At 72.5% G+C, this 22,005-nt stretch carries 21 protein-coding genes; 11 read left to right on the forward strand and 10 right to left on the reverse strand.

The genetic code is table 11. The annotated features are described in order from the left end of the window. The first annotated feature begins 22 nt into the window (after positions 1–22). Positions 23–2,008, forward strand: coding sequence for an N-6 DNA methylase (locus tag O7595_RS03425; protein WP_269727240.1), 1,986 nt, complete (start codon positions 23–25; stop codon positions 2,006–2,008). 28 nt (positions 2,009–2,036) lie between these two features. Here O7595_RS03425 and O7595_RS03430 read toward each other — a convergent pair whose 3' ends face one another. After that, positions 2,037–2,228 carry a DUF2399 domain-containing protein gene (locus O7595_RS03430; protein WP_269727241.1) on the reverse strand — a complete coding sequence of 64 codons (192 nt, stop codon included), beginning with the start codon at positions 2,226–2,228 and terminating at the stop codon, positions 2,037–2,039. Between O7595_RS03430 and O7595_RS03435 the strand changes: the two genes are divergently transcribed. Next, positions 2,218–3,438, forward strand: coding sequence for a metallophosphoesterase (locus O7595_RS03435; protein WP_269727242.1), 1,221 nt, complete (start codon positions 2,218–2,220; stop codon positions 3,436–3,438). The genes O7595_RS03430 and O7595_RS03435 overlap by 11 nt on opposite strands. Before the next feature lie 145 nt (positions 3,439–3,583). Here the strand turns inward: O7595_RS03435 and tgmB are convergent, their stop codons facing one another. The 6 genes from tgmB to O7595_RS03465 all read right to left on the reverse strand — a co-directional run bounded on the left by tgmB (position 3,584) and on the right by O7595_RS03465 (position 10,099). After that, positions 3,584–4,552, reverse strand: a complete 969-nt coding sequence (gene tgmB, locus O7595_RS03440) for an ATP-grasp ribosomal peptide maturase (protein ID WP_269727243.1) — start codon at positions 4,550–4,552, stop codon at positions 3,584–3,586. After that, positions 4,552–4,797, reverse strand: coding sequence for a putative ATP-grasp-modified RiPP (gene tgmA / locus O7595_RS03445; RefSeq protein ID WP_269727244.1), 246 nt, complete (start codon positions 4,795–4,797; stop codon positions 4,552–4,554). The genes tgmB and tgmA overlap by 1 nt, the downstream gene beginning before the upstream one ends. Positions 4,798–4,867: 70 nt before the next feature. Further along, the gene (locus O7595_RS03450) at positions 4,868–5,110 is read right to left on the reverse strand and encodes a hypothetical protein (RefSeq protein ID WP_269727245.1); all 243 of its coding nucleotides are present in this window, start codon (positions 5,108–5,110) and stop codon (positions 4,868–4,870) included. A 165-nt stretch (positions 5,111–5,275) separates the two neighbouring features. After that, on the reverse strand, positions 5,276–8,191 hold the full coding sequence (locus tag O7595_RS03455; protein WP_269727246.1) for an AfsR/SARP family transcriptional regulator: 2,916 nt from the start codon (positions 8,189–8,191) through the stop codon (positions 5,276–5,278). Positions 8,192–8,660: 469 nt separating this feature from the next. Beyond that, positions 8,661–9,665 carry a helix-turn-helix transcriptional regulator gene (locus tag O7595_RS03460; protein ID WP_269727247.1) on the reverse strand — a complete coding sequence of 335 codons (1,005 nt, stop codon included), beginning with the start codon at positions 9,663–9,665 and terminating at the stop codon, positions 8,661–8,663. Between the two features lie 206 nt (positions 9,666–9,871). Continuing rightward, positions 9,872–10,099: a DUF5133 domain-containing protein gene (locus O7595_RS03465; protein WP_138051898.1), complete on the reverse strand. Its 228-nt coding sequence runs from the start codon at positions 10,097–10,099 to the stop codon at positions 9,872–9,874. A 353-nt stretch (positions 10,100–10,452) separates the two neighbouring features. Here O7595_RS03465 and O7595_RS03470 point away from each other — a divergent pair, with 353 nt between their 5' ends. The 3 genes from O7595_RS03470 to O7595_RS03480 all read left to right on the forward strand — a co-directional run bounded on the left by O7595_RS03470 (position 10,453) and on the right by O7595_RS03480 (position 12,473). Then, positions 10,453–10,728 (forward strand): DUF6343 family protein, encoded by a 276-nt coding sequence (locus O7595_RS03470; protein WP_269727248.1) that lies wholly within the window; start codon positions 10,453–10,455, stop codon positions 10,726–10,728. A 53-nt stretch (positions 10,729–10,781) separates the two neighbouring features. Then, positions 10,782–11,840 carry a YihY/virulence factor BrkB family protein gene (locus O7595_RS03475; protein WP_269727249.1) on the forward strand — a complete coding sequence of 353 codons (1,059 nt, stop codon included), beginning with the start codon at positions 10,782–10,784 and terminating at the stop codon, positions 11,838–11,840. Between the two features lie 318 nt (positions 11,841–12,158). Next, complete coding sequence (locus O7595_RS03480) at positions 12,159–12,473, forward strand: hypothetical protein (RefSeq protein WP_269727250.1); 315 nt, start codon at positions 12,159–12,161, stop codon at positions 12,471–12,473. Positions 12,474–13,152: 679 nt separating this feature from the next. Here the strand turns inward: O7595_RS03480 and O7595_RS03485 are convergent. Beyond that, a complete protein-coding gene (locus O7595_RS03485; protein ID WP_269727251.1) occupies positions 13,153–14,067 on the reverse strand; it encodes a phosphatase domain-containing protein in 915 nt (304 codons plus the stop codon). 2 nt (positions 14,068–14,069) lie between these two features. Continuing rightward, complete coding sequence (locus O7595_RS03490; RefSeq protein ID WP_269727252.1) at positions 14,070–15,278, reverse strand: RNA ligase; 1,209 nt, start codon at positions 15,276–15,278, stop codon at positions 14,070–14,072. Between the two features lie 442 nt (positions 15,279–15,720). Between O7595_RS03490 and O7595_RS03495 the strand changes: the two genes are divergently transcribed. The 4 genes from O7595_RS03495 to O7595_RS03510 all read left to right on the forward strand — a co-directional run bounded on the left by O7595_RS03495 (position 15,721) and on the right by O7595_RS03510 (position 18,240). Further along, entirely contained in the window at positions 15,721–16,143 is a 423-nt protein-coding gene (locus O7595_RS03495) for a DUF350 domain-containing protein (protein WP_269727253.1), read from the forward strand. Positions 16,144–16,449: 306 nt separating this feature from the next. Next, positions 16,450–16,650 (forward strand): hypothetical protein, encoded by a 201-nt coding sequence (locus O7595_RS03500; RefSeq protein ID WP_269727254.1) that lies wholly within the window; start codon positions 16,450–16,452, stop codon positions 16,648–16,650. A 217-nt stretch (positions 16,651–16,867) separates the two neighbouring features. Then, positions 16,868–17,764, forward strand: coding sequence for a SigB/SigF/SigG family RNA polymerase sigma factor (locus O7595_RS03505; RefSeq protein WP_269727255.1), 897 nt, complete (start codon positions 16,868–16,870; stop codon positions 17,762–17,764). Between the two features lie 128 nt (positions 17,765–17,892). Then, positions 17,893–18,240, forward strand: coding sequence for a PRC-barrel domain containing protein (locus O7595_RS03510; RefSeq protein ID WP_269727256.1), 348 nt, complete (start codon positions 17,893–17,895; stop codon positions 18,238–18,240). A 260-nt stretch (positions 18,241–18,500) separates the two neighbouring features. Here the strand turns inward: O7595_RS03510 and O7595_RS03515 are convergent, their stop codons facing one another. After that, on the reverse strand, positions 18,501–18,929 hold the full coding sequence (locus tag O7595_RS03515) for a CBS domain-containing protein (protein WP_269727257.1): 429 nt from the start codon (positions 18,927–18,929) through the stop codon (positions 18,501–18,503). Positions 18,930–19,260: 331 nt separating this feature from the next. Here O7595_RS03515 and O7595_RS03520 point away from each other — a divergent pair, with 331 nt between their 5' ends. Both O7595_RS03520 and O7595_RS03525 read left to right on the forward strand, forming a co-directional pair. Continuing rightward, entirely contained in the window at positions 19,261–19,527 is a 267-nt protein-coding gene (locus O7595_RS03520) for a DUF6381 family protein (RefSeq protein ID WP_269727258.1), read from the forward strand. Positions 19,528–19,645: 118 nt separating this feature from the next. After that, positions 19,646–21,970 (forward strand): SpoIIE family protein phosphatase, encoded by a 2,325-nt coding sequence (locus tag O7595_RS03525; protein WP_269727259.1) that lies wholly within the window; start codon positions 19,646–19,648, stop codon positions 21,968–21,970. Positions 21,971–22,005 lie beyond the last annotated feature (35 nt).

The raw sequence follows: 22,005 nt of genomic DNA on the forward strand, positions 1-22,005 counted from the left end.
CCCAGCACCTCGGAGACTGTCGATGAGTACAACCGGTTCCGTACCCGTCAGCCTGGCCGAGATCGCTCGGATCGCCGGTGTGGGGCGTGCCGCGGTGAGCAACTGGCGACGACGTCACGACTCGTTCCCGGCCCGTATCGGCGGCACGGACGTCAGCCCTCAGTTCTCCCTGGCCGAGGTCGAGCAGTGGCTGCGGGACAACGGCAAGCTCGACAACATCGGGGGCCGGGAACTGCTGTGGCCCCGGTTCGAAGCGCTGGGCAGCAGGGATGATTCGGGCCTGGCCATCGCCGAGGCCGCCCACCGCATGCGTTCCCCTCGTACACGCTCCTCACAGGCAGAACTCAGCGCGGAGGCGGGGGAGTTGGCGGTCGAGGCGGCGAAACTGGGGCGCAGCGAAGGGGCGCGGGCGACGTTCGAGTTCCTGCTCCAGCGGTGGCTCGAGACACATGTCCGCCAGCTGAGCACAACGCCGCCGCCGCTCGCCGCCCTCATGGCGCGGATCGCGCTCGGCGTCCGCGTCGACGGGCACGACGAGGAGCTCACCGCTCTTGACCCGGCCTGCGGCACAGGACATCTGGCGGCCGCTGCCGTGCAGGAGTGCGGGGATCGAAGCCTGATGCTGCTGGCTTGTGAGCGAGACCCCGCGCTTGCCGCGCTGGCCTCCGCCCGGCTGGCGTTCTTCGGGGACGAACACGACGTCCGTACGGAGATCGCCACGGCGGACGCTCTGCGCGAGGACCCCTTCACGGGGGTGCGAGCGGACATCGTGCTGTGCAATCCGCCGTTCAACGAACGTGACTGGGGCTACGAGGAACTCGCCACCGACCAGCGCTGGACACACGGACTCCCTCCCCGCACCGAGCCGGAGCTCGCCTGGGTACAGCACGTGCTCGCCCATCTCAAGCCCGGCGGAGCAGGCGTCGTCGTCCTGCCTCCCGCGGTCGCCTCGCGCAAGGCCGGCCGACGCATCCGAGGCTCCCTGCTGCGCACCGGCGCGCTCCGAGCCGTAGTGGCCCTCCCACCCGGCAGCGCCCAGCCGCACAGCGTCTCCCTGCAACTGTGGGTCCTCAGAGCCGCCTCGGACGGCCCTGGTGCGGTTCCACCGGGGCAGGACGCGCTCCTCGTCGACGCGACGCGCTTCGCCAGAGCCGGCGCACGTGAACCCGGCCCGCACTGGGAATCCCTCCAGACCTTCGTCCTCTCCGCGCTGGAAGCCCTCGACCGTCCGAACGCGGGTCTGCCGGACGGCGCCGTCCGGGTTCCCCTCCTGGACCTCTTGGACGACGAGGTGGACGTCACCCCCGGGCGCTACACGTCGGCGGGCATGGAGCCGTCAGGGCTCGAACTCGCCGCCACCTGGAAGGAATTGGAGACGCTGCTGACCGGCCTGACTCAGCGCGCCCAGCGATTGTCAGAGCTGAGATTCGATACCGACGGGCCGCAGACGACGGTCGGCGTGGGAGACCTCGTCAAGGCCGGCGCCCTGTCGTTGCGGGCAGGGCAACAGCCGTTGGACGGCGCCGTGGAGCCCGGCAGTGCCTCCGTGCCTCTCCTCACCGTCGCCGACCTGCTGACGGACGGCACTCCGAGCGGATCCGTCTCCACCGCATCGGCGCCGGTGATCGCCGAGAAAGGCGACGTGGTGGTCGCCGGTGTCGTACGTGCCTTCAAGGCATGGGTGCACGAAGGGCCACCGACGGCCCTGGGGCCCCAGCTCTACGCCCTGCGGGTGGACCCGGCGAAGCTGGACGCCCGCTTCCTCGCCGGCTGCCTGAGCGCGCCCTCCAACGGACGGCAGGCAGGCACCCACGCCTCCAGTTCGTCGAGGGTCGACATCCGGCGTCTGCAGGTGCTCCAACTGCCCCTGGAGCAACAGTCGGCGTACACCGAGGTCTTTCGCGACCTGGGTGCCTTCGAAGCGCAACTCGCACACGCCGACGGCATGGGCAAGAGCTTGGTGAGTGACGTGGTCGATCTGCTCGCCGCAGGTGGGCTGGACCTCTGACGTCGCCGTCGGCGATCGTCCGGGGCATTCACCCGAGGTCCTCCAGGAGCAGATCGAGCACCGCCTCCTCGCGCAGGGCGACTCCCAGCGCGTTCATGGCGGGAGCCAGTTCCGCGTCCCACACGGCCTCGGTCGGTGTTCCGGTGAGTGTGATCTGCGGTGTGCCGGATACAGTGCGCGAGACGGCAGCCCGGTCAGGGAGGGGAAGCGTGACCGACACCAGCAGCACCCGGCCCGCCGAGGGTGCAGCGCGAGCCCCGCGGCCGAGCCGACTGCACCGCCTGATGCGCTGCATCCCCCTGGTCGCCCCCGTCCTGCTGTGGGCCGTGCCTTGCTGGGTACTCCTCCACACGGGCCAGCAATGGCCGCTGCCCGCCACGCTGGCCGGCACCGCCCTGTTCGCCCTCGGCCTCGTCGGTATGCCGCTCACGATGGTGCGCGGCCACGGCCGGCGCCAGCAGGACGGGGCCGCGATCATCGGTGACACCCTGCTGGGCACCAGCTGGGTCCTGTTCACCTGGTCCGTGCTGCTCGGCGTCCTCTTGCGGCTCGCCCTGACCGTGGCCGGCGTCGGCGAGAGTCAGGACCGGGCCCGGATCGTCACGTGGGCCGTCCTCGGCGTCACTGCCATACTGCTCGCCTGGGGTTACGCCGAGGCCCGTCGCGTGCCACGCGTGCGCCGACTCGACGTGCGACTGCCGCGGCTGGGCGCGGGGTTGGACGGCACCCGCGTCGTCCTCATCACCGACACCCACTACGGCCCGCTCGATCGTGCTCGCTGGTCGGCACGAGTATGCGAGACCGTCAACACCCTCGAAGCCGACCTGGTCTGCCACACCGGCGACATCGCGGACGGCACGGCCGAACGCCGCCGCGCCCAGGCCGCCCCACTCGCGACCGTGCGGGCCACCCGGGCCCGTGTCTACGTCACCGGCAACCACGAGTACTACAGCGAGGCCCAGGGCTGGGTCGACCTGATGGACGAGCTGGGCTGGGAGCCGCTGCGCAACCGCCATCTGCTGCTCGAACGCGGAGGTGACACCCTCGTGGTCGCCGGCGTGGACGACGTCACCGCCGAGTCCTCCGGCCTGACAGGCCACCGCGCCCACCTCGCCGGAGCCCTCGACGGGGCCGACCCCGACCTGCCCGTCCTGCTCCTGGCACACCAGCCCAAGTTCATCGACCGCGCGGCAGCCGAAGGCATTGACCTCCAACTCTCCGGCCACACCCACGGCGGCCAGATCTGGCCCTTCCACCACCTGGTCCGCATCGACCAGCCCACCCTCGCCGGCCTCAGCCACCACGGCACCCGCACCCTCCTCTACACCAGCCGCGGCACCGGCTTCTGGGGCCCGCCGTTCCGCGTCCTCGCCCCCAGCGAGATCACCCTGCTCGTGCTCCGCAGCCCGCACATGCCCACCGCGCCGTAGACGGGGCGGGCCAGCACATCCGCTTGCAGCAGTCCACGAGCGGAGGGACGCGGCATCGTACGACCAGGTCCCCTCTCGCTGAGGACAAGATCCGGGCCATGCCGAGGACGGCGACTCCGACGAGCCACACTCGATCACGCACAGGTCAACGACGTGTGGCGCCCAGCAGTTCGTCGGCGATGGCATGGCCGATCGAGTCGGTCACCGGGTCGGGTTGCCACGCCCACTGTCCGTTGGGGTTGCACTCGAGGAAGTACCAGTCGCCGGCGGGCGTGACGGCGAAGTCGAAGGCGCCGAAGACCAGCCGGAAGGTGGTGAGGTACACGGACACCGAGCGCGCGATCCGGGCGGGGACGGCGATCGGCGTGCACTCCATGAGGGACTGCCGTTGACGCCAGTCCAGGTCCGGACTGTCGATGCGGACCGCGAACACCCGGCTGCCGACAGCTGTGAGCCGTACGTCGAACGCCTTCTCCACCTTGGCCTGGAACAGATGCGGGCAGACGGCCACGGCGGGCGTGATCTCGTGCGGGCGCACTTCGCGAACCCATACCTGTCGTGCCCTGCCGTCGATCGCAAAGGGCGTGTTCCACAAGGGCTTGTAGACCACGGCACCGGAGTGCCGGGCGGCGAACTCTCGGGCATGTTCATGGTCGTTGGTGATCAGCGTGGACGGGACGGACAGGCCGCTGCGCCGTGCGGTGGCCAGCTGGGCCGGCTTGTACTCGGCCGCCCGGTTGCTCCACGGGTGGTTGACGTAGTGGGCTCCGGGAAGCGACGCCAGGATGCCGCCGACGCCCCACAGGGACTGGGAGGCAGCGAACCGGCGCTCCTGAGCGCCCAGTTCGGGCGGTCCCTCGTAGGGGGAGGGACGGCGTGTCCAGACGGAGCGCACCTCGGCGAGGTCGAGCTCGCGGGTCGGCGTGCGCAAGGTGCCGCGCTGATCACCGGTACGATACGTGGCGGTGAGCGCGGCACCTGTGTGCAGGTCCGTGCCGGGGTCGAGACGGACCACCGGGACCTGGCGTTCCGCGAGGATGCGCAGGACCACGTCAGCCGTCACGTCGTGGAGGCTTGTCAGTACCAGCACGGGCCCGATCGGGCGTGTCGTCATCAGTCGTGGTCGGAGTCCGACGAACTGTCCGAGTCATAGCTGTCGGCCCAGCCGGTGCTCGTGGAGCTCGACGTGCCACTGCCCGTTTGGTGGTGGAGCTCGACCGCCTGGCCGTGTTCGTCGATCACGACGGCCATCTGGGTCTCCGGGTCGATCACCGCGGTGAGCAGGGGAACCGGCCGCGTCTCGGCATACGGTGCCATGCGGGTGACGCCCCAGGGTGCACCGGCGTTTCGCGTTGTCATCGTTCGTCTCCTTCGCTTCCGACTGTTCGGGGGCTCGCTTCCTCCGCGGGGGAGGTCTCCGGGTTCCTGCTCACTCTCGGCGCATGAAGTCGATCTCAACCGACGCGAGGAACGGCTGTACGCTGACGCACTCCCAGCCGATCGGCTCCACGGCCGCGATGATCTTGTCGATCTCCTTGCGGACCGCCTTCATGGACACCCTGGCCCGGCTGTCGACGTCGAACCCGGCGACGAAGAGCGCGTCGCCTCTGCGATAGGCGGTTCTGGCGTCCGAAACGAGTTTCTGCATACGCCAGGCATGTACAAGCCCCATGTGGGTCCTCTTCGTTGTGGATGCGGGCGCGGCTCACACGATGAGCGATGAGTCCATGCTGGCAAGGGGCGTTGAAATGCGGATGAAATCCCGCTTCATCGGCCGGACGCGGCGGCAGCGGTGCGGCGGGGAGACGAGGAACAGCCGCCCGTGACGGATGCGGGCTTACGCAGGTTCACCGGATGCGGTGCGGGAGCGGGCGACGGCCCGTTCGAACCGGTCGCGCGCCTGGACGAGGTCCTCCGTCGCGGCCTGGTGCCAGCCCAACCGGTTACGGATCTCGGCCTTCAGCCCGGCGCCGGGCCGTCCGCCGACCGCCGCGCGTGCCTCGGCGTGGAAGCGGGCCGCTCCGGCCGGGTTGCCCAGGCACTCCTCTGCGGCGGCGAGCCTGCCGAGGACCGCAGCGAGGAGGGGGGTGTCCCCCACCCGCTCGGCGAGTTCGGCTGCCCTGGTCAGCGCGTCAGCGGCCTGCACGTGGTGCCCGCGGTCCAGCTGGAGCGTACCCATACGGAAGAGCGTCTTGCTCAGGATCCGGGGCCTGCCGATCCTCTCGGCGAGACCGACCGCCGCCGCGTAGCACTCCTGCGCCTCGTCCTTCTCTCCCACCTGATGGTGGACGGCGCCCACATTGGCCAGGTACATCACGGCGAGCCAGTCGTCGTCCACCGCCCGGGACAGGTCAGCGGACTCGGCCAGGAGCGCAGCGGCCTCGGCCGGCTCCCCTGCCGCGTTCGCGAAAATGCCGAGGGACCCCAGAGCCCGTGCCTGCTCGAGGACGTCTCCGGTGCGGCGGCTGATCCGAAGCGCTTCGCCCAGCCAGCGGCGCGCCTGGCCGTAGTGCCCCTGCAGCCCGTACGCGATGCCCATGCAGGTACGCAGTTGGGAGACCATGCGCTGGTCGGTGAGCTGCTCCGTGAGCGGCAGTACGATCTCGACGGCGGCCCGGCACTCGTGGTACCGGCCCTGCCGGGTGAAGTAGTCGCACAATCCCTCGGCGATCCGGCCGGCGTCGTCCACGTGGCCCGCGGCCGCCGCCTGGGCGACCACGTCGACCAGTTCGCCGCCCGCCGCATCCAGCCATGCCGTCGCCTCCTCCCCGTGGGCGAAGGGCGCCGTGTCGGCCCTCGGGCCGGTGGGGAACGCGACGGGGCCCCAGTCGCTCGCACGGCGGGCGGCGGCCACGTAGAGCCGGAAGACCCCGGCCCGCGCCGCGGCGGCTTCTGCGGGGTGCGCTGCGGCGACGCGCCGGGCGTAGACCGCGACCAGGTCGTGCAGGCGGTGGCGTCCCGTGACGGCCTCCTGGACGAGACTCGCCTCGACCAGGCTCTCCAGGACGCGCTCGGCGGCGGACGGGGGGAGGCCGAGCAGGGCGGCCAGGGTCAGCCGATCGAAACTCACGGTGGGCGAGAGGCCCAGTACGCGAAACGCCCGACCCTGCGCGTCGGGAAGCTGATCGTAGGAGACCTGGAAGGCCGCCTCCACACTGCGGTCCTCGACCGCGAGTTCCGCGAGACGGTGCTCGTCGTCGGCCAGCCGGACCACCATGCGCTCCAGCGCCCACAGCGGGCGGCTCTGCATCCGGGCCCCGACGACCCGCAGAGCCAGCGGCAGCCGGTCGCACAGGCGGGCCAGTTCGCGCACCGCGGCACGCTCCGGATCGGACCCCGTGCCGCCGACGACACCGGTCAGCAAGGCCTCCGCCTCGTCCGTCTCCAGCGGCGCCAGCGAAATCCTGCGATCGACGTCGAGCCCGGTCAGCCGCCGGCGACTGGTCACCAGCACGAGGCTGCCCGGACCGGCGGGCAGCAGTGGGCGCACCTGTTGTGCGGCGCGTGCGTCGTCGAACACCACCATGAGCCGGAGGAAGGCGGTGGCCGCTCTCCAGGACGCCGCCAGGCCCTCGACGTCCCCCGAAGGATCGTCGCCGCCTTCCGTGAGGTCGCCGACCGCCCGCAGCAATCGGCGCAGCACGCGCTCCTGCACAGCTGGTTCCCGTCCCGGCCGGTGGCCGCCCAGGTCCACGAACAAGCAGCCGTCCGGGAAACGGTCGCGTACCGCTCGCGCGGCGCGCACCACGAGCGCGGTCTTGCCGACTCCGGCCATGCCGTCCACCGCACGGACTGTCACCGCCTGCTCGTCCATCGGCGCGAGGAGCGCGTCCAACTCGTGGTCGCGTCCGGTAAAACCGCTGACGTCGACCGGTAGTTCGTCCCGCAGACACCGAAGGGGGGGCGCGGCCGGCGGCCGCCGGTCTGCCGATCGGCTCGCCGGCGGGGGTGCGCCGACGAGGAGAGCCTCATCGGCGCGCAGCACTGCCTCGTGGACCCGCCGCAGTTCACCGCCCGGCTCCACTCCCTGTTCCTCCACCAGACGGCGGCGCACCTTGGCGAACACGGACAGTGCGTCGGCTTGCCGGTCGGCGGCGTAGAGGGCGCGCATCAACAGGGCGGCCACAGACTCGTTGTGGGGGTGCGTCGCGGACAGAGCGAAGAGCTCCGCGACGACCTCGGCGTGCCGGCCCAGCCGCAGCTGGCACCCCACCTTGTCCCGCACCAGCACGAGCCCGTACTCCGTCAGCCGTAGACGCTCCGCCTCGGCGAACGGCCCGGGGAGCGCCGACAGGGGTTCACCGTGGAACAGATTCAAAGCGGCGGACCACGCACTCACCGCGGCGGCCAGATCACCTGAGTCCCGCGCGCTGTGGGCCTCCTCGACGATCTCCCTCAGTCGGGCCACGTCCGTCCGGACGCTTCGCGCATCCAAGCGGTAGCCACCCCGGTCGGTCACGATCACGGCCCCGGAGGTACTCCCTGCTTCCGGTGCCAGACGCCGGCGCAGCTGGTGCACATAGACCGGGATGACCTTGGCACCGGTGCCCGGCGGCTCCGGGCCCCATACACCGTCGAGCAGCTGCTGCCGGCTGACGGTGGTGCCCGGCCGCAGCAGCAGCGCCGCCAGCAAGGCCTGTTGGCGCACCGGACCGAGGTCCAGCCGCTCGTCGCCGCGCCAGGCCCGGAGCGGACCGAGCACGGCGAACCGGAGCGGAGTGCCGTGCGTCGACAGGTCCCCGTTGGATGGCACGCTGGGGAGTATAGGGCGCCGCGTTCCCCCGCTCACAGGGGCCGGATTTCATGCGGCAGCCGGGCGACAGAGGCACGGGACTCCCTTGAGGGGGGCGCCGATGACGTCGATCAAGCCGTGCCGCGCACCAAGCCTTCCGAGCAGGGCACCGGGCCCGCAGCAGGCCGCTGCCGCGGCGCGGACCGCACACCGTCCGGCCCGTAACCGCACGGGGACTTGCGTCTCCGGCGACCAACTCCCTTGGACGACCAGCTTCAGGTTCCGAGCACGAACGACTCGCCGGGCATCCGCCGCCCCCGACTCCGCGGAACCACGGTGTGCTCGGAGAACCTGACCCGCGGCCCGAAGTCCGTCCGGCCGGCTCCGGCGCGCTCGCGAAGGGCGGTGGACGACGGCCCCCGAGCCGAGGGGCCTGTGCACGGCTGACGGAAGGCGCCTGCCCCGCCTCGAGTCTCCTCGTGGTCCCACGTCAGTCGTGCAGGAGCCCCGAGGCCGTCAGCGTCCGCGAAGGGGGCGTCCCGTAGGCCCGTCCGTACACGGCGGAGAAGGCGTGCGGGTCGCCCCAGCCCCAGCGTGCGGCGATCGTCTCCACCGATTCGCCCTCCCCCGGCTCTGCCGTGCGGAGTTCGCGGTGCGCGCGTTCCAGGCGAACCCGGCGCAGGTAGCCCATGGGAGTCGTGTCGTGGAAGTGGCGGAAGCCGTCGTGGAGGGTCCTGGCGGAGACCCCCGCCGCCGCGGCCAGGTCCGTGAGCGTGATCGGACGGTGGGCGTGGTCGTGGATGTACTGTGCCGCGCGGTCAACCGTCGCCTCACCGACGTTGCCGGTGCCGGAGGCCAGTGGGTCGTGCTCGGTGTAGCTGTTCGGGAACATCGACAGGGCCACCGCCGCGACCATGCGGGCCGCCGCGTCGCGCGACAGGAGGGTTCCGGCCGCGCTGTCCTCGCCGAGCAGATCCCATGCCCGGTGCGTCGCGGCCTCCCAGACCGCGGCGTGCGCGGCCGGCGCCGGCTCCTGGGGCCGCGGCATCCGCATCGGCTCGCGCGGCTCCTCCTCGCCCAGGCCCGCGACGTCGCGCAGCAGTTCCGGCTCCATGCGCGCGGTGCGTGACTCGACGTGGTCGGCGTGCGTGCGGTGGGGCATGTCCGGCCGGCCGGCGGGCATCACGTCCCCCTTCACCCATCTGGTGTCGGTACCGGCGCAGTCGACGTCCTGGCGCCCGGAGAGGAGTTGCGTCATCAGCAGGTGCGGCCCGGGTTCCAGGAAGTAGTGTGCCTCCGCCGGAATCCGCACCGAGTCCAGCGCCAGTTCGGCCGTCGCACGCCGCTCGTGCCGGAACGGCGCGCGGGAGGACGTCGTCGGCGCGCCCATACGGATGTCCGTACCGTAGGCGGAGGCCAGATACGCCCTGCCCTGTTCCGCATCCGTCGTCGAGAAGACACTGCGGACCACGTCGTCACGGCTGGTGGCACTCATCGTGTTTCGCCTCGCTTCGCGGGGCTGCCCCGCCCCGCCTCGGCCGCGGCGGTCGGAGAGGCGAGCCCGTATGCCCTCTTTCCGACGGTACGCCGACGCCCCGTGCCGGGCGATCCAGGGCTGGGAGGGCTTCCGTGCCGGTGGCCACTCGTCGGGTCCCTCCAGGCCGGTCGGACTCCGTGCCTGTGGCCACTCGCCGGGTGCGGTCAGGTGGAGAGTACCGAGTCGTCCTCCGGGCGCGCGCCCGGGAGATGGAAGCGTGCGGCGATGAGTGCCGCGTCGACGTCGCTCGTCCCCGTGGACACGCACAGGGTGTACGCCACGTCCTCCATGCGCCGGCGCACGGGCTCGCTGCCGTTCTCGGCGTGCAGGAGCCGGAGCGTCTCGTACTGTTCCACGAGGTTGTCCAGGACCGCAGGGTGTGCCATCAACATCGAAAGTCGCCTCGCTTCGGCCGGAGGACCACCACCCGGGTGCCGCGGTTCGCGCCTGCCGCGACCGGCGCCCCGAACCCGGCTCGACCCGATCCTCCGCGGTCACCGGCTGCACGCGGCAAGCAGTTCCCTTTACCGTACAACCGCTGCCGGACCCCCGTACGGTCGTCGCTGCCCGTGTCACCCGGGACACGGACGGGGACGCCCCGGTGCGGGGGCCGTCCCGCAGGTTCGCGCGCCGTGTCGGGGCCCGGTTCGGCGGGTAGGCGCAGGGCGGGGAGGAACGAACCGCGCCCACCGGGACGGCCCGGCGATCGGCGCGGAACCCGGTCCAGCGAACGCGGGAGGTCCTCATGTCACACCGGACCGGAACGGAGCCCGTCACCGCCCGGAGCGCGCTGACCCTGCGCCTGGTGCTCTCACTCGTCGCCGTGCCCGTCTTCGTGGCGGGTACCGTCCTGTTCGCGGCCTGGGCCGGGGCGTCCGGACCCCTGGACTCCCCGACCCCGGGAGTGCTCGTCGCGCTGGCCGTGGTGTGCGGGGTCCTCGCGCTGGTCGCGGCGGTGGACCTGCTCGTGGTCGGGCGGCGGCTCTCGCACGGGAAGCACGACGGCCGGCACACCGGGTGATCTTCTGGGCCGTGTCGCCGTTTGCAGTCCCGAATGCCGGATATTCGCCGGGTATGACACGCAGGTCAGGACCGGCGGACGACACGGGACGCGAAGCCGGGCACGAAGCCGGGGACCGTGAGGACCGGGACCGCCACGGTCCGGCGGAGGCGGTACGGCGCCGCGCGCCGGACGAGCCCACCGGGATGCCCCGGAAGTCCTGGGCGGCCGTAGTCCGCGGCACGATCAAGGAGTTCCGCGAGGACGAACTGATCGACCGGGCAGCGGCCCTGACCTACTACGGAATCCTGTCGCTGTTCCCGGCCCTGCTCCTCCTCGTGGCGCTGCTCGGTGCCGCGGGCGAGCGGCTCACCACCCAGATCCTGGACATGGTCAGACAGCTGGCCCCGGGTCCCGCACGCGAGATCCTGACCGGCGCGGTGCAGCAGTTGCAGGGGAACACGGGGCTCGGGTCGGCGCTGGCCGTCATCGGTCTGGTCACGGCGCTGTGGGCGGCCTCCGGCTACGTCGGGGCGTTCATCCGCGCGTCGAACACGGTGTACGACGTGCCGGAGGGCCGGCCGTTGTGGAAGGTCGCCCGGCTGCGGCTGGGCCTGACGGTCGTCCTGATGGTGCTCGCGGTGGTCAGCGGCGCGATCGTGGTGTTCACGGGCGGTCTGGCCCGCAGGACCGGCGAGGGGCTCGGCATCGAGGAGACCACGGTCACGGTGTGGTCGATCGCCAAGTGGCCGGTGCTCGTCGTCCTGGTCACGCTGATGATCGCGCTCCTCTACTGGGCGGCGCCGAACGCCCGCGGCCACGGCTTCAAATGGATCACCTCGGGCAGTGCCCTCGCCGTGCTCATCTGGCTGGCGGCCTCGGGCGGGTTCGCGCTGTACGCGTCCCGATTCGGCTCCTACAACAGGATCTACGGCACCCTCGCCGGCGTCATCATCTTCCTGGTGTGGCTGTGGATCACCAACCTCGCCATTCTGCTCGGGCTGGAGTTCGACGCCGAGCTCGCGCGCCAGCGGGCGATCGCCGGCGGTCATCCGGCGGACGCGGAGCCGTACGTCGAGCCCCGGGACACCTCGGCGTGGAGCGAGGAGGACGAGCGCCGGGCGGGATGCTGAGCGCTCCGCGTCGGGAGTACGCCCTGGCCCGGAGCGGGAGTAGCACCGGCCCGGGGGCGCACACGCGCCGTTCCCCGAACACGGGTGCGCCGGCCTCGGGGCACGGTAGAGCCGCTCCGAGACCGGGGATCCACCCCGCGTGCGAGACCGGCACGCCCCGGACGGTGAGACGGCCCGGAGTCGGTGCCCGGCGATCCGTTCCGCGGCCCTCCGGCCGCCGACCGGACCGCCGGGCGCCGAAGGCCCGGCCCGTGTGCGCCCGTTGAGTGCGGGTAACCGCTCCGGAGACACCGGATCCCGAAGAGAGCAGGTGACACCGTGGTGGCATCGACGGTGCGGACGGACGCGAAGACCCGGATCAGCGCGCGGGCCTCGACCGTCGCCGCGCAGGCCAAGGAGAAGGCGCTGCGGGCGACGGCGCGGGCGCGCGGGAGGTCGGTCGCGTCCCCGGCCACGAGGCGGCACGGGACGGTGACCGGGGCACGGAACCCGGACGCCCGCCCCGGAGAACGGGCCCTCGCCCTCGCTGGTGCGGCACGGCGGCGGCCCGGTACGGCTCTGGCGGCGGCCGGCGTCGCCGCAGCGGGGCTGATGGTGCTCGCCGGAGCGCGGCGCCGGAGGAAGGACCGTTGAGCTCCGTGGGCAGGAAGCGCCGTTGACGTCCGTCGGACGGTGTCGCCGCACGTCATCCGTGCGACGACACCTCCGGCGGACGGCTCCCGGCCGGGTGGCCGGCTTTCGGCGGTCGCCCGTGGTCGACCGCCGACCGAACGCCCGATCGCGGTCGGCCGCCGCGGCCTCCTGGGGGACGGCTCCCGGCAGCGCCCGTTGACGGGCGCACCACCGACGGACGGGGCGCCACGGACGTCCGGCGCGGACCACGCCGCCGACGGGCGACGAGCTGCGACCCGCCGACGTGGACCCGCGCCGCCAGTGCCCCTCCCGGCAAGCCGTGCCCCGTCACGCCGCCCCGGACGGTCCCTCGCCGTCGAGCCGGAGTCGCTGGTGGCGGAAAGCCCTGGTCGCGGAAACCACCGGGGCTTCCGGCGGCCGTGCGGCGCAGGCACCGGCCCTGCCCCGACGGGCGAACATCGGCGGTGCCGCTAGGCCGTGTTGGGAGAGTCCTCCCGGCCCGCGACACCTGGCACGCACTCCCCCGTAGCCCTTCGGGCACGAGAGGTACCCCCACGCGGCGTCGTCGGAGTCATCCGAGTACGTCCAGCGGGAGGACGACCCCCCGCGTTGCGATCGCACGCACCGGACGCCGCAGGCCCCACCCTGCGGGCGGACGGAGCCGCGCTCGCCACCCGCCCTAGAAGGTGCCGTAGTTGACCTGCCAGGTCGGCAGGCCCATACGCCGCCAGACGGCCACGACACGGTCGCGGTCGTCGAGCGAGACGCGTACCGCGAAACGGCTGCGGACGTGGCGGTCGAAGAGTTCGGCCTTCACGACGTCGTCGCGCCGGTGGTCACCGGCCGCGCGCATCCACAGCTCGTCGTAGGGCACGTCGTACCGCGCCAGCCATGCCTCCGTCCGCTCCCTGTGCTCCTCGCCGCGGCCCGACAGCAGCACGATCACATCGCCGTCGGCACGGCGGAAGGAGCCGAGTGCGTCGCGGACCGGCACATTCAGCAGGTCCTCCTCGCAACGGGTGAAGTCGTAGGGCCCCCGGTCGCCCCGGAGGGCGAGGGTGCCGTCGATGTCGCACATCACCGCCGTCGGCAGCGCGGGGTCCGCGGCGTACGGCTCGACCGCCGGCTGGTCGTTGAGCCACTCCGCGGTCAGCCGCCAGCCGCCCCGGGTGGCCTTGACGTGCTTCTCGGCGAGGATCCGGATGATCTCCTCGCCCACCGCCCGCTCCCGTCCGGCGTCGCGCCGGACGCACTCCTCCACGGGTACGTCCGTGAAGTCGTGCACGACGAAGGTCGCCTGCCCGGCAACCGCAGCCTTCAGCCGCTTCGGGATGTGCGGCGTGAGGTGGGTGTTGTCCACGACGACGTCGAAGCCGCCCTCGACGGCCGCCCGCACCGCGGCGTCCTGGATCGCCAGAACGGTCTGCTCGTGGGCGTGCGACCGGCCGCGCTCGGGCGCCGGCACGTCGAGCATCCGACGCAGGTCGTCGAGGTTGACGCGGCGCATCCTGCCCTCGGCACCGGCCTGCAGTTCGCGGGCGGCGGTGGTCTTGCCCGAGGCCGGGAGGCCGGTCATGACGTGTACTACGGGCACTTTCAGTTCTCCTCGTCGGACGTGAACGGGTCGGACGCCTCGGGCCGGACGGACCGGTACGTCATCAGCTCGGTGGGACGGCCGTCCAGGCGCTGGAACATGGCGGGCCGCACCGCGGGATCGGGCAACGTCTTCGCGGCACGCGCGAACGCGCCCCGGTCCCCGGCGAGATGGGCGATGGAGCGGTAAGCGTCGTCGATGGCGCGCTCGCGCTCCGCCACCTCGGTGTCGATCCGCGCGATCACCTCCCGCACCCAGGCGTCGAACTCGTCGGGCACCTGCTCCAACAGCGCGTCCAGGGGCCTGCCGCCGGACGCCTCGATATCGGCCGCGGAGCAGTTGAGTGCCTGGGCCAGCTGCTTGGCGGGTCTCCCGGCGAAGCGCTGGATGCCGTGGCCGCGCCAGACGTCCCGCTCCGTCACGCCGGTGAGCACCTTGTGCAGCCGTACGTACTCGGCCAGTTTGGCCTTGGCACGGACTCCCGAAGCGAATCGCAGCACGAACCCCTCGGCATCGGTTCCGGTGGCCGTCCGGCCGCCGGGGAGCCGGTTGGACTCGGCCAGCGCCAGGAGTTCGGCGAGCGGCATGGCGGGCCACACGGTCACGACGGAGCCGATGGTCTTCCAGCCGACGGCGGCCTCGTCCAGCGGGACCTCGCGGCCGTCCTTGGCGAAGGCGGCGAGCAGCACCAGGTCGCGGCGGTCCCCGTAGTCGACGACGATCCGGTTCTGCGGGTACAGGATCTCGGCGAGGTAGGTCACTCCGGGCACCAGCGAGGACGTGTCCCTGCCGTCGAGCAGCCGCTGCGCCCAGGTGGCCTGGGTGCTGATGAACGAGCCCTTGGACGCGACCCGCCAGCGGCCCGCGTAGTGGAACACCACGGCGAGGCTTCCGTCGACCTTGTCGTACACCTCGAACGGCTCGTCCGGGAGGGCGGGCGCGTGGGGCAGACCGGCCTCGTGCTCACCGACGTTGAAGAACTTCGGCAGCGGCAGGGCCACGACCTCGCCGGTCTCGTCGTCGGCGACGAGACCGCGGCAGCGCGTGGTCACCCGGTTCCAGATCCGCTCGTACTGGCACGTCCTCGTGTACGTGTAGATCGACAGCGGCAGTCGGGGGTGGCCCTTTCGGGTCACGTGCCCCGCGTCGATGGCCTCCGCCAATTCCTGCGGCGGCAGCAGCTCATGGAGAGTCAGGTTCGCCCGGCTCATGCGTCCTCCCGTTCGTGAGCCTTGATTCTCGGCTGCGGAAGGCGTACTTGCGTACTGAATTAGCGCACACGACCGTCACGGAGACGCAGGTCACGGCACCGGCGGGGTCGGCGGGTCGGGCACGTGCGACGTCTCCCCAGGAACGGTCGTCGATGGGGGCGCGACCCACCGCCCGGCCGGCCCCCCGTCCTGGCGCGGGTACTCCGGGCCCCGGGCGCCGCGCCCGCCCGGCCGCACCGGTGTGGAGGGCCTCCGGGGCCGCGGGCCCGGGTGCGCCTCCCGAGTCGGGCTCCGCCGCGCCCGGTTCGCGGCGTCGGCGCCACCGGTACGGCGTTCTCCCCCAGTCCTCCGGCCCGAGTCCGTCGCCGCCGCGATGCGCGTGCGATACATTTTGCCGCGCCTCGACCACGATCATTCTCGGACGACGGAGACTGCCTTCCCCATGACGGACATAGTCAACGGACTCGGCCGGGCCACCGCTTACGGTGCCCTCGGCGTCGTGCTGCTGGTCCTCGGCATCGTGCTGGTGGACGTACTGACGCCCGGCAAGCTCGGCCGGCTGATCTGGGAGGAGCGCAACCGGAACGCCGCGGTTCTGCTGAGCTCGGCGCTGCTGGGGATCGGCGGGATCGTGTTCACCTCGATCTGGACGACCTACGACGACTTCGGCAAGGGGCTGGCGTCGACGGCCGCTTTCGGCGTGCTGGGGCTGGCGCTGATGGCCGTGGCGTTCCTGGTGGTGGACCTGGTGACCCCGGGCAAGCTCGGGGCGACGCTGGTGGAGCCGGAACCCCACCCGGCTGTCTGGGTCACGGCGTCGTGCAACCTCGCGGTGGCCGCGATCGTCTCGGCGTCGATCGCCTGACGCCCGGCCGGCGAGGGACACACGTCAAGCGGTCCGGCCGGGACACACTTCGCGTTGCCCGCCCGGGTCGATGCCCACCGCGTCTGCCCGGACGCCTCACACTCCCGGTCGGGTACGGTCCCGGGCGGGGACGGACGTCACGCCGACGGGACCGGACCGCACACACCGGCCCCTTGCGCGGTGTGACCGTCCGCTCACAACGGGCCGGATTCCCGGCCCGTTTCGTCTGCCGGGCTGCACCGGGCGGGATACCGCGTGATGCTGGTATTCAGTCCCCCAGCTACGGGATTCGCCCGGAGGCAGATCATGAAGCAGGACAACACGGAAGAGCAGCAGCCCGAGAGCAGGCAGCGGCCGGTTCAGCTCTTCACCGGATCGGAACGGCCCTTCGACCCCGAGGACCTGGTGATGGCGTCCGGCCGTGAGTGCACGCCCGAGAACGTGGCCCGCGCCCGCAAGGAGATCGCCGAGAAGGGTGCCGCCGCACTGGAGCGCTACCTGCCCTGACGGCCGCCTCGTCCACCTCGCCCGTCGCCACGCAGGGTAGGCGCACGCCGACCGTACGTGGGCGGTTCGCGGCCTCTCGGACGTTCACGGCATCCCCCCGGCGACGCCCGAACGCCGAATGCGTCAAATAGGTACATTTGGGTATCAGGCCGACAGAGCCCGACCGACGGTCCCGCCACAGCCGGTGGCGCCGGCCCCCTTCCGTCGAAGGACGCTCATGTCCAGCTTCCCGATCACCCGTGACCCCGACGTCGGTGCCGCCCGGCCGAGCCGGCCGGCGGCGCTCGACGATCTGCCGGAGATCCCGGATTTCCGGACCGTCAGCGCGCTCGACGCGCGTGCGCTGTCGCTCGCCCTGTTCCAGCGGCTCCGCACGCTGGAGGAGGGCTCGACGGAGTACTCGTACGTCCGCAACACGCTGGTGGAACTCAATCTGAGCCTCGTGAAGTACGCCGCCGCCCGGTTCCGGGGCCGCAGCGAGCCGATGGAGGACATCGTGCAGGTCGGCACGGTCGGCCTGATCAAGGCGATCAACCGCTTCGACGTCGGGCGCGAGGTCGAGTTCACCTCCTTCGCGCTGCCCACCGTCGTCGGCGAGATCAAGCGCTTCTTCCGCGACACCAGCTGGGCGGTACGCGTACCGAGACGGCTCCAGGAGCTCCGGCTGGACCTCGCCAAGGCGTACGACGCGCTGGAACAGGACCTGGGCCGCGCCCCCACGGCGGCGGAACTGGCCGCCCACCTCGAACTCACCGAGGAGGAGGTCGTCGAGGGCCAGCAGGCCGCCAACGGCTATGTCGCCCGCTCGATAGAGCCGCTCGAGGACGACGAGAACGAGAGCCCCCTCGCCCGCCGTCTCGGCCACGAGGATCCGGCCCTGGACGTCGTCGAGTGCCTGGAGTGCCTGAAGCCGCTGATCGCCCGACTCCCGGAACGCGAACGCACCATCCTGTCCCTGCGATTCGGGGAGGACCTGACCCAGTCCGAGATCGGCGAACGGCTCGGCATCTCGCAGATGCACGTCTCCCGGCTCCTGGCCCGCGTCCTGACCGAGCTGCGCGCGGCGCTGCTCGCCGACGACGGCACACCGGAGCACGGGAGGCCGCGGCGCTGAGGCGGCGCTGCCCCGAGGCAGCGCCGTCCCGCGCACGTGCCGTCCTGCGGTCGCGGCTCAGCGGGGCCGGGCGGGTCGCCGGCCGCACCCCGCCCGGGACTCGCACCCCCGGAGGAAAGGACGACGCCATGGGAGCAGGCATGTGGGGCTTCCCGGAGAGTTCGGGACACGCACCGGGCGCGGAACTCGTCGGATACCGCGTCGAGGCCACCGACGGGCCCATCGGCAAGATCGACAAGCACTCGGAGGACGTGGGGCGTTGCCACATCGTCGTGGACACCGGCCCCTGGATCCTCGGTCACCGCAGGCTGGTCCCCGCCGGGGTGGTGTCGCGGATCGACCGGGAACGGGAAGTGGTGTACCTGGACTGCCCCAAGGAGCAGATCAAGGAAGCGCCGGACTTCGAGCGGGGGCGGTACGACGACGCGGCCACCGTCCGGCTCATCGAGCAGCATTACGCGCACTGGCACCTGTGACGGACGGTTCGGTCGTCTGGCGCCCGTGGAGCCGGTTCAGCCGCCCGTGAATCCGGGGTGCGCGGGGCCCGAAGCCGCCCGCCGATGGGTCTCGGCGGCTTCGGCGGCACGCCCCGCGGACAGGGCGGCCCTGGGCCCGCACCGTGGGCACCGGGCCCGGCCGTCCCTCCGTCCCGTCCTCGGCGCGCCACCTCCGTCCGCACGGCCCGCCCGCCGACGCGGCACCTCCGCCGGGGCCCGCGGTTCGGCGGCCGCCTGGCTCAGGCGCCGTTGTTCGGCGGCGCGGCACTGATACCGGCGAGGGCGGAACCCGGTTCACGCGCCCTCGCGAGGTCGCCCAGACTGACGACGCCGACCGGATGGCCGTCGTCCTCCACCACCGCGAGCCGGCGCACCCCGTGATCCCTCATGGTCCTCATCGCCTCTGAGGAGTCCGCGTCCGGACGCACCGTGAGGACGTCCGGGGTGCAGACGGACCGGACCGGCATGATGTGCGGGTTGTGCCCCATGGCCACCGACCGCACCGCGATGTCCCGGTCCGTCAGCATCCCGAGCAACCGGTCCCTGTCCGCGACGAGGACGTCCCCGACGTCCATGTCACGCATCAGCCGGGCCGCCTCGACGAGCGACGCCTCGGGCGGGAGCGTGAGCACTCCGGCCGTCATCACGTCCTTCACCAGCTGTGTCATGACTCGCTCCCTTCCCTGACACACCGCGCCTGCCCGGGTTCCTCCCGGTTATCCCGGAAAGCGCCGGAAGGAGCCACGGCACCGACGGAACCCCGTCGCACGGGACCCGCGCCCACGAGGCCCGCGCGCCGGCCCCACGCGCCGTCGCCGCGCGTACGGGTTCCTCCTCCGTCCCGACCGGCGGTCGGGACGGAGGAGGAACACCCCAGCTACAGGCCACTTCGTCACACTGGGTGACAGTGTGCGGATGCGCGGGCGGCTCCGCCGTGTTTGCCTGGCAGATGGCCCCTGGCCCGGCGGCGTCAGGCGTCCGGGCCCGGAAGGAGGAGCCATGAGCACAGCACGCGAACCGGTCAGGACGTCGGAGGAGCTCCGGTTCATGGCCGACGAGCTCACCCGCGGCGCGGAGCGCTGCAAGGACCCCGAGCACCGTGAACGACTGCACCGCAGGGCGGAGGAGTTGCGCCGCCAGTGCGACACCGGCGAGGTCTCGCAGGAGAGGCCACCGGCGCACGCGAGGCAGGAGACGTACCGACCCCAGCAGCACGGCTCCAGAGGGCCGCAGGGCCGGCGGACCGACCGGCCGCGTGGCACCTGATCGTCGAGGGGACGGCCGCCGGACCCGACACCGGGTGCGGCGGCCGTCCGCCACCCGGCGGTCCGGGACCCGGGGCGTTGTGCACGGGTAGAATCCGGTTCGTCACGCTGGAGACGACATGACCATGTCCGAGCAGGGACCGGTCCAGCCGGGACCCGACCCGCTGGCCGACGCGGTCACGCAGCTCACCGCCGAACTCGCCGCGCTGCGCCGCGATGTCGCCCGCCGTCATCTGCTCGACCTGGCCTGCGGTGTACTCGTCGCGCGGCACTCCCTCAGCCCCGGCGAGGCGATGGACCACCTGGCCCAGCTGGCCGAGACCATGGACGTCGGCCCGGAGGACATCGCCGCCGACATCGTCAACGGCGCCACCGGCCCGTCCGGGGCGGCGGGCGGTCCGGCCCCCGAGGGGAGCACCGGCCCGCGGACGGCGGACGGCACCGCACCGGCCGCGGCCGACGAGGAACGGACCGAGGGCCGCAAGGCGCGGTTCGTCGAGGCCGCCGCCGAGGCGGCGGCGCAGACGGGCGACGCGGTCGACGAGATCGCGGCGACCCTGCTGAACGGTGGAATGCGCCCGCTGGGCGCCCGCGCACTGTGGTTGTTCCGCCGTACGGAGACGGACTGCCTGCGGCTGGCGGGCCAGGCCGGGGCGAACCCGCTGGAGGCGGCCCACTGGCGCTGGGTGCCGCCGGCGGCGGGGAGCGCCCTGCACCGGGTACTGAACGACGGAACGCCCCTGTGGCTGCCCGACGGTACGTCCGCGGCCGAAGCGCTGCCGGGCCCCGCGCCCGGCTCCGCGCGGGCGGTGCTGCCGCTGCGGCAGCGCGGTGTGGTGACCGGGCTCGCCCTGGTCGACTGGCCGGGCCCCGCGGCTCTGGACGAGTCCGTCCGGCGGTCGCTGACCGGGCTGGCCGTACCGGCCGCACGGATCCTGGACGCCGGCGCTCCCGGCACCCCCGATCCCGGGGTACTCGCCCCGCTGCTCGATCTGCTGACGCATCCCGCCATGGCCCTGCGCGCGGACCCGGAGAGCGGAACCCTGCACATCGAGCACCTCAACCGGCCGGCGCTGGACTCTGCCCGCCATGTGCACGGTCCCGCCGGCCGGCCGCTCGCCCAGGTGTTTCCCGCCATGCACGCCGACCTCGCACGGCTCGCACGGACCGCCCGGGAGTCGGCGGCGCCGCAGCGGGTGGCCCGGGTGCCCGTCGAGCACCGGTCCGGCGACCCCGACCCGCTGCACGACGTACGGGTGCTCCCCGTCGGCCCCGACCGTACGGTGGTGTTCTGGCACGGTGCCACGAATCCCGAACTCTCCCTCAGCCGGGTGCTGGGCCGGCTGGAGAACCTGGCCGCGTTCGAGGACGACCTGATCACCGGGAAGTCCCGGTGGAGCGAGCAGGCGTACCGGATCTTCGGCCTCGAGCCGGGCGGTTCCCCGGTGCCGCTGCGGCGGCTCGCCCCGCATCTGCACCGCGAGGACACCGGCAAGCTCAACGAACTGCTGGTGGAACTGACACAGCGCCGGGAGGGCACCGACACCGTGGTGCGGGCGGTCCGCGAGGACGGCGGGCTGAGGCATCTGCGGATCGCCGCGGAACCGCTGCTGACGGGCGGCGTCCTCACCGGGATCACGGGCGTGTACCAGGACGTCTCGGCACAGCACCACACCGAGATCGCGCTGAGCGCCACCTTCGACCGGCTGACCGCCGCACAGACCCAGGCCGCGCTGCGGCACCAGCTCGTCCTCCAGCTCCAGCAGGCGATCGTCCCCGAGGTGCCGGAACTCCAGCGGCTGCCCGGTCTGCAGGTGGCGGCCCGCTACCGGCCGGCCGCCGAGGAGTACCGGGTGGGCGGCGACTGGTACGACGTGCTGCCGCTGCCCGACGGCAGGGTGCTCGTCGTCACCGGGGACATCGCGGGGCACGGCATCGACTCGGTGACGGGGATGGTGGCGCTGCGCAACGCCCTGCGCGGGCTCGCGTTCACCGGGCACACCCCGGGCCGGCTGATGGCCTGGCTCAACGAGGTCACACTGCAGACGCACGGGCATCCGACCGCCACCGCCGTCTGCGGCCTGTACGACCCGTCGGACCGCTCGCTGTGCTGGGCCAGCGCCGGTCACCTCCCGCCGGTGCTGCTCCGCGAAGGGGCGGCCGACCTGCTCGAACCGCCGCGGAGCATCCTTCTCGGCGCGGTCCCGGAGGCCGCGTACCGGGAGACGGTGACGCGGCTGGAGCCCGGGGACACCCTGATGCTGTACACGGACGGGCTGGTGGAGAGCCGCCGATCCGGTATCGACGAGGGACTGGACAGGCTGCGGCGGGCGGTGGAGCGGCTCGCTCCCGCCGGACTGGACGAGCAGGCGGACGCGCTGCTGGCGGCGGTCACCGGGGACACCGACGACGACACGAGCCTGGTGGTCGTCCGGGTGTCCTGAGACCCCGGAGGCGCCGCCCGGCGGTTCCGGGGTCG

It is taken from the genome of Streptomyces sp. WMMC940 (genome assembly GCF_027460265.1).
Taxonomy (GTDB): Bacteria; Actinomycetota; Actinomycetes; order Streptomycetales; family Streptomycetaceae; genus Streptomyces.

What these genes read in the sequence shown, in the direction of transcription:
- O7595_RS03425 (WP_269727240.1), top strand. Translation starts at nt 23, where the DNA reads ATGAGTACAACCGGTTCCGTACCCGTCAGCCTGGCCGAGATCGCTCGG.
- tgmB (WP_269727243.1), bottom strand. Translation starts at nt 4,552, where the DNA reads ATGACGACACGCCCGATCGGGCCCGTGCTGGTACTGACAAGCCTCCAC.
- tgmA (WP_269727244.1), bottom strand. Translation starts at nt 4,797, where the DNA reads ATGACAACGCGAAACGCCGGTGCACCCTGGGGCGTCACCCGCATGGCA.
- O7595_RS03450 (WP_269727245.1), bottom strand. Translation starts at nt 5,110, where the DNA reads ATGGGGCTTGTACATGCCTGGCGTATGCAGAAACTCGTTTCGGACGCC.
- O7595_RS03460 (WP_269727247.1), bottom strand. Translation starts at nt 9,665, where the DNA reads ATGAGTGCCACCAGCCGTGACGACGTGGTCCGCAGTGTCTTCTCGACG.
- O7595_RS03465 (WP_138051898.1), bottom strand. Translation starts at nt 10,099, where the DNA reads ATGTTGATGGCACACCCTGCGGTCCTGGACAACCTCGTGGAACAGTAC.
- O7595_RS03470 (WP_269727248.1), top strand. Translation starts at nt 10,453, where the DNA reads ATGTCACACCGGACCGGAACGGAGCCCGTCACCGCCCGGAGCGCGCTG.
- O7595_RS03475 (WP_269727249.1), top strand. Translation starts at nt 10,782, where the DNA reads ATGACACGCAGGTCAGGACCGGCGGACGACACGGGACGCGAAGCCGGG.
- O7595_RS03490 (WP_269727252.1), bottom strand. Translation starts at nt 15,278, where the DNA reads ATGAGCCGGGCGAACCTGACTCTCCATGAGCTGCTGCCGCCGCAGGAA.
- O7595_RS03495 (WP_269727253.1), top strand. Translation starts at nt 15,721, where the DNA reads ATGACGGACATAGTCAACGGACTCGGCCGGGCCACCGCTTACGGTGCC.
- O7595_RS03500 (WP_269727254.1), top strand. Translation starts at nt 16,450, where the DNA reads ATGAAGCAGGACAACACGGAAGAGCAGCAGCCCGAGAGCAGGCAGCGG.
- O7595_RS03505 (WP_269727255.1), top strand. Translation starts at nt 16,868, where the DNA reads ATGTCCAGCTTCCCGATCACCCGTGACCCCGACGTCGGTGCCGCCCGG.
- O7595_RS03510 (WP_269727256.1), top strand. Translation starts at nt 17,893, where the DNA reads ATGGGAGCAGGCATGTGGGGCTTCCCGGAGAGTTCGGGACACGCACCG.
- O7595_RS03515 (WP_269727257.1), bottom strand. Translation starts at nt 18,929, where the DNA reads ATGACACAGCTGGTGAAGGACGTGATGACGGCCGGAGTGCTCACGCTC.
- O7595_RS03520 (WP_269727258.1), top strand. Translation starts at nt 19,261, where the DNA reads ATGAGCACAGCACGCGAACCGGTCAGGACGTCGGAGGAGCTCCGGTTC.
- O7595_RS03525 (WP_269727259.1), top strand. Translation starts at nt 19,646, where the DNA reads ATGACCATGTCCGAGCAGGGACCGGTCCAGCCGGGACCCGACCCGCTG.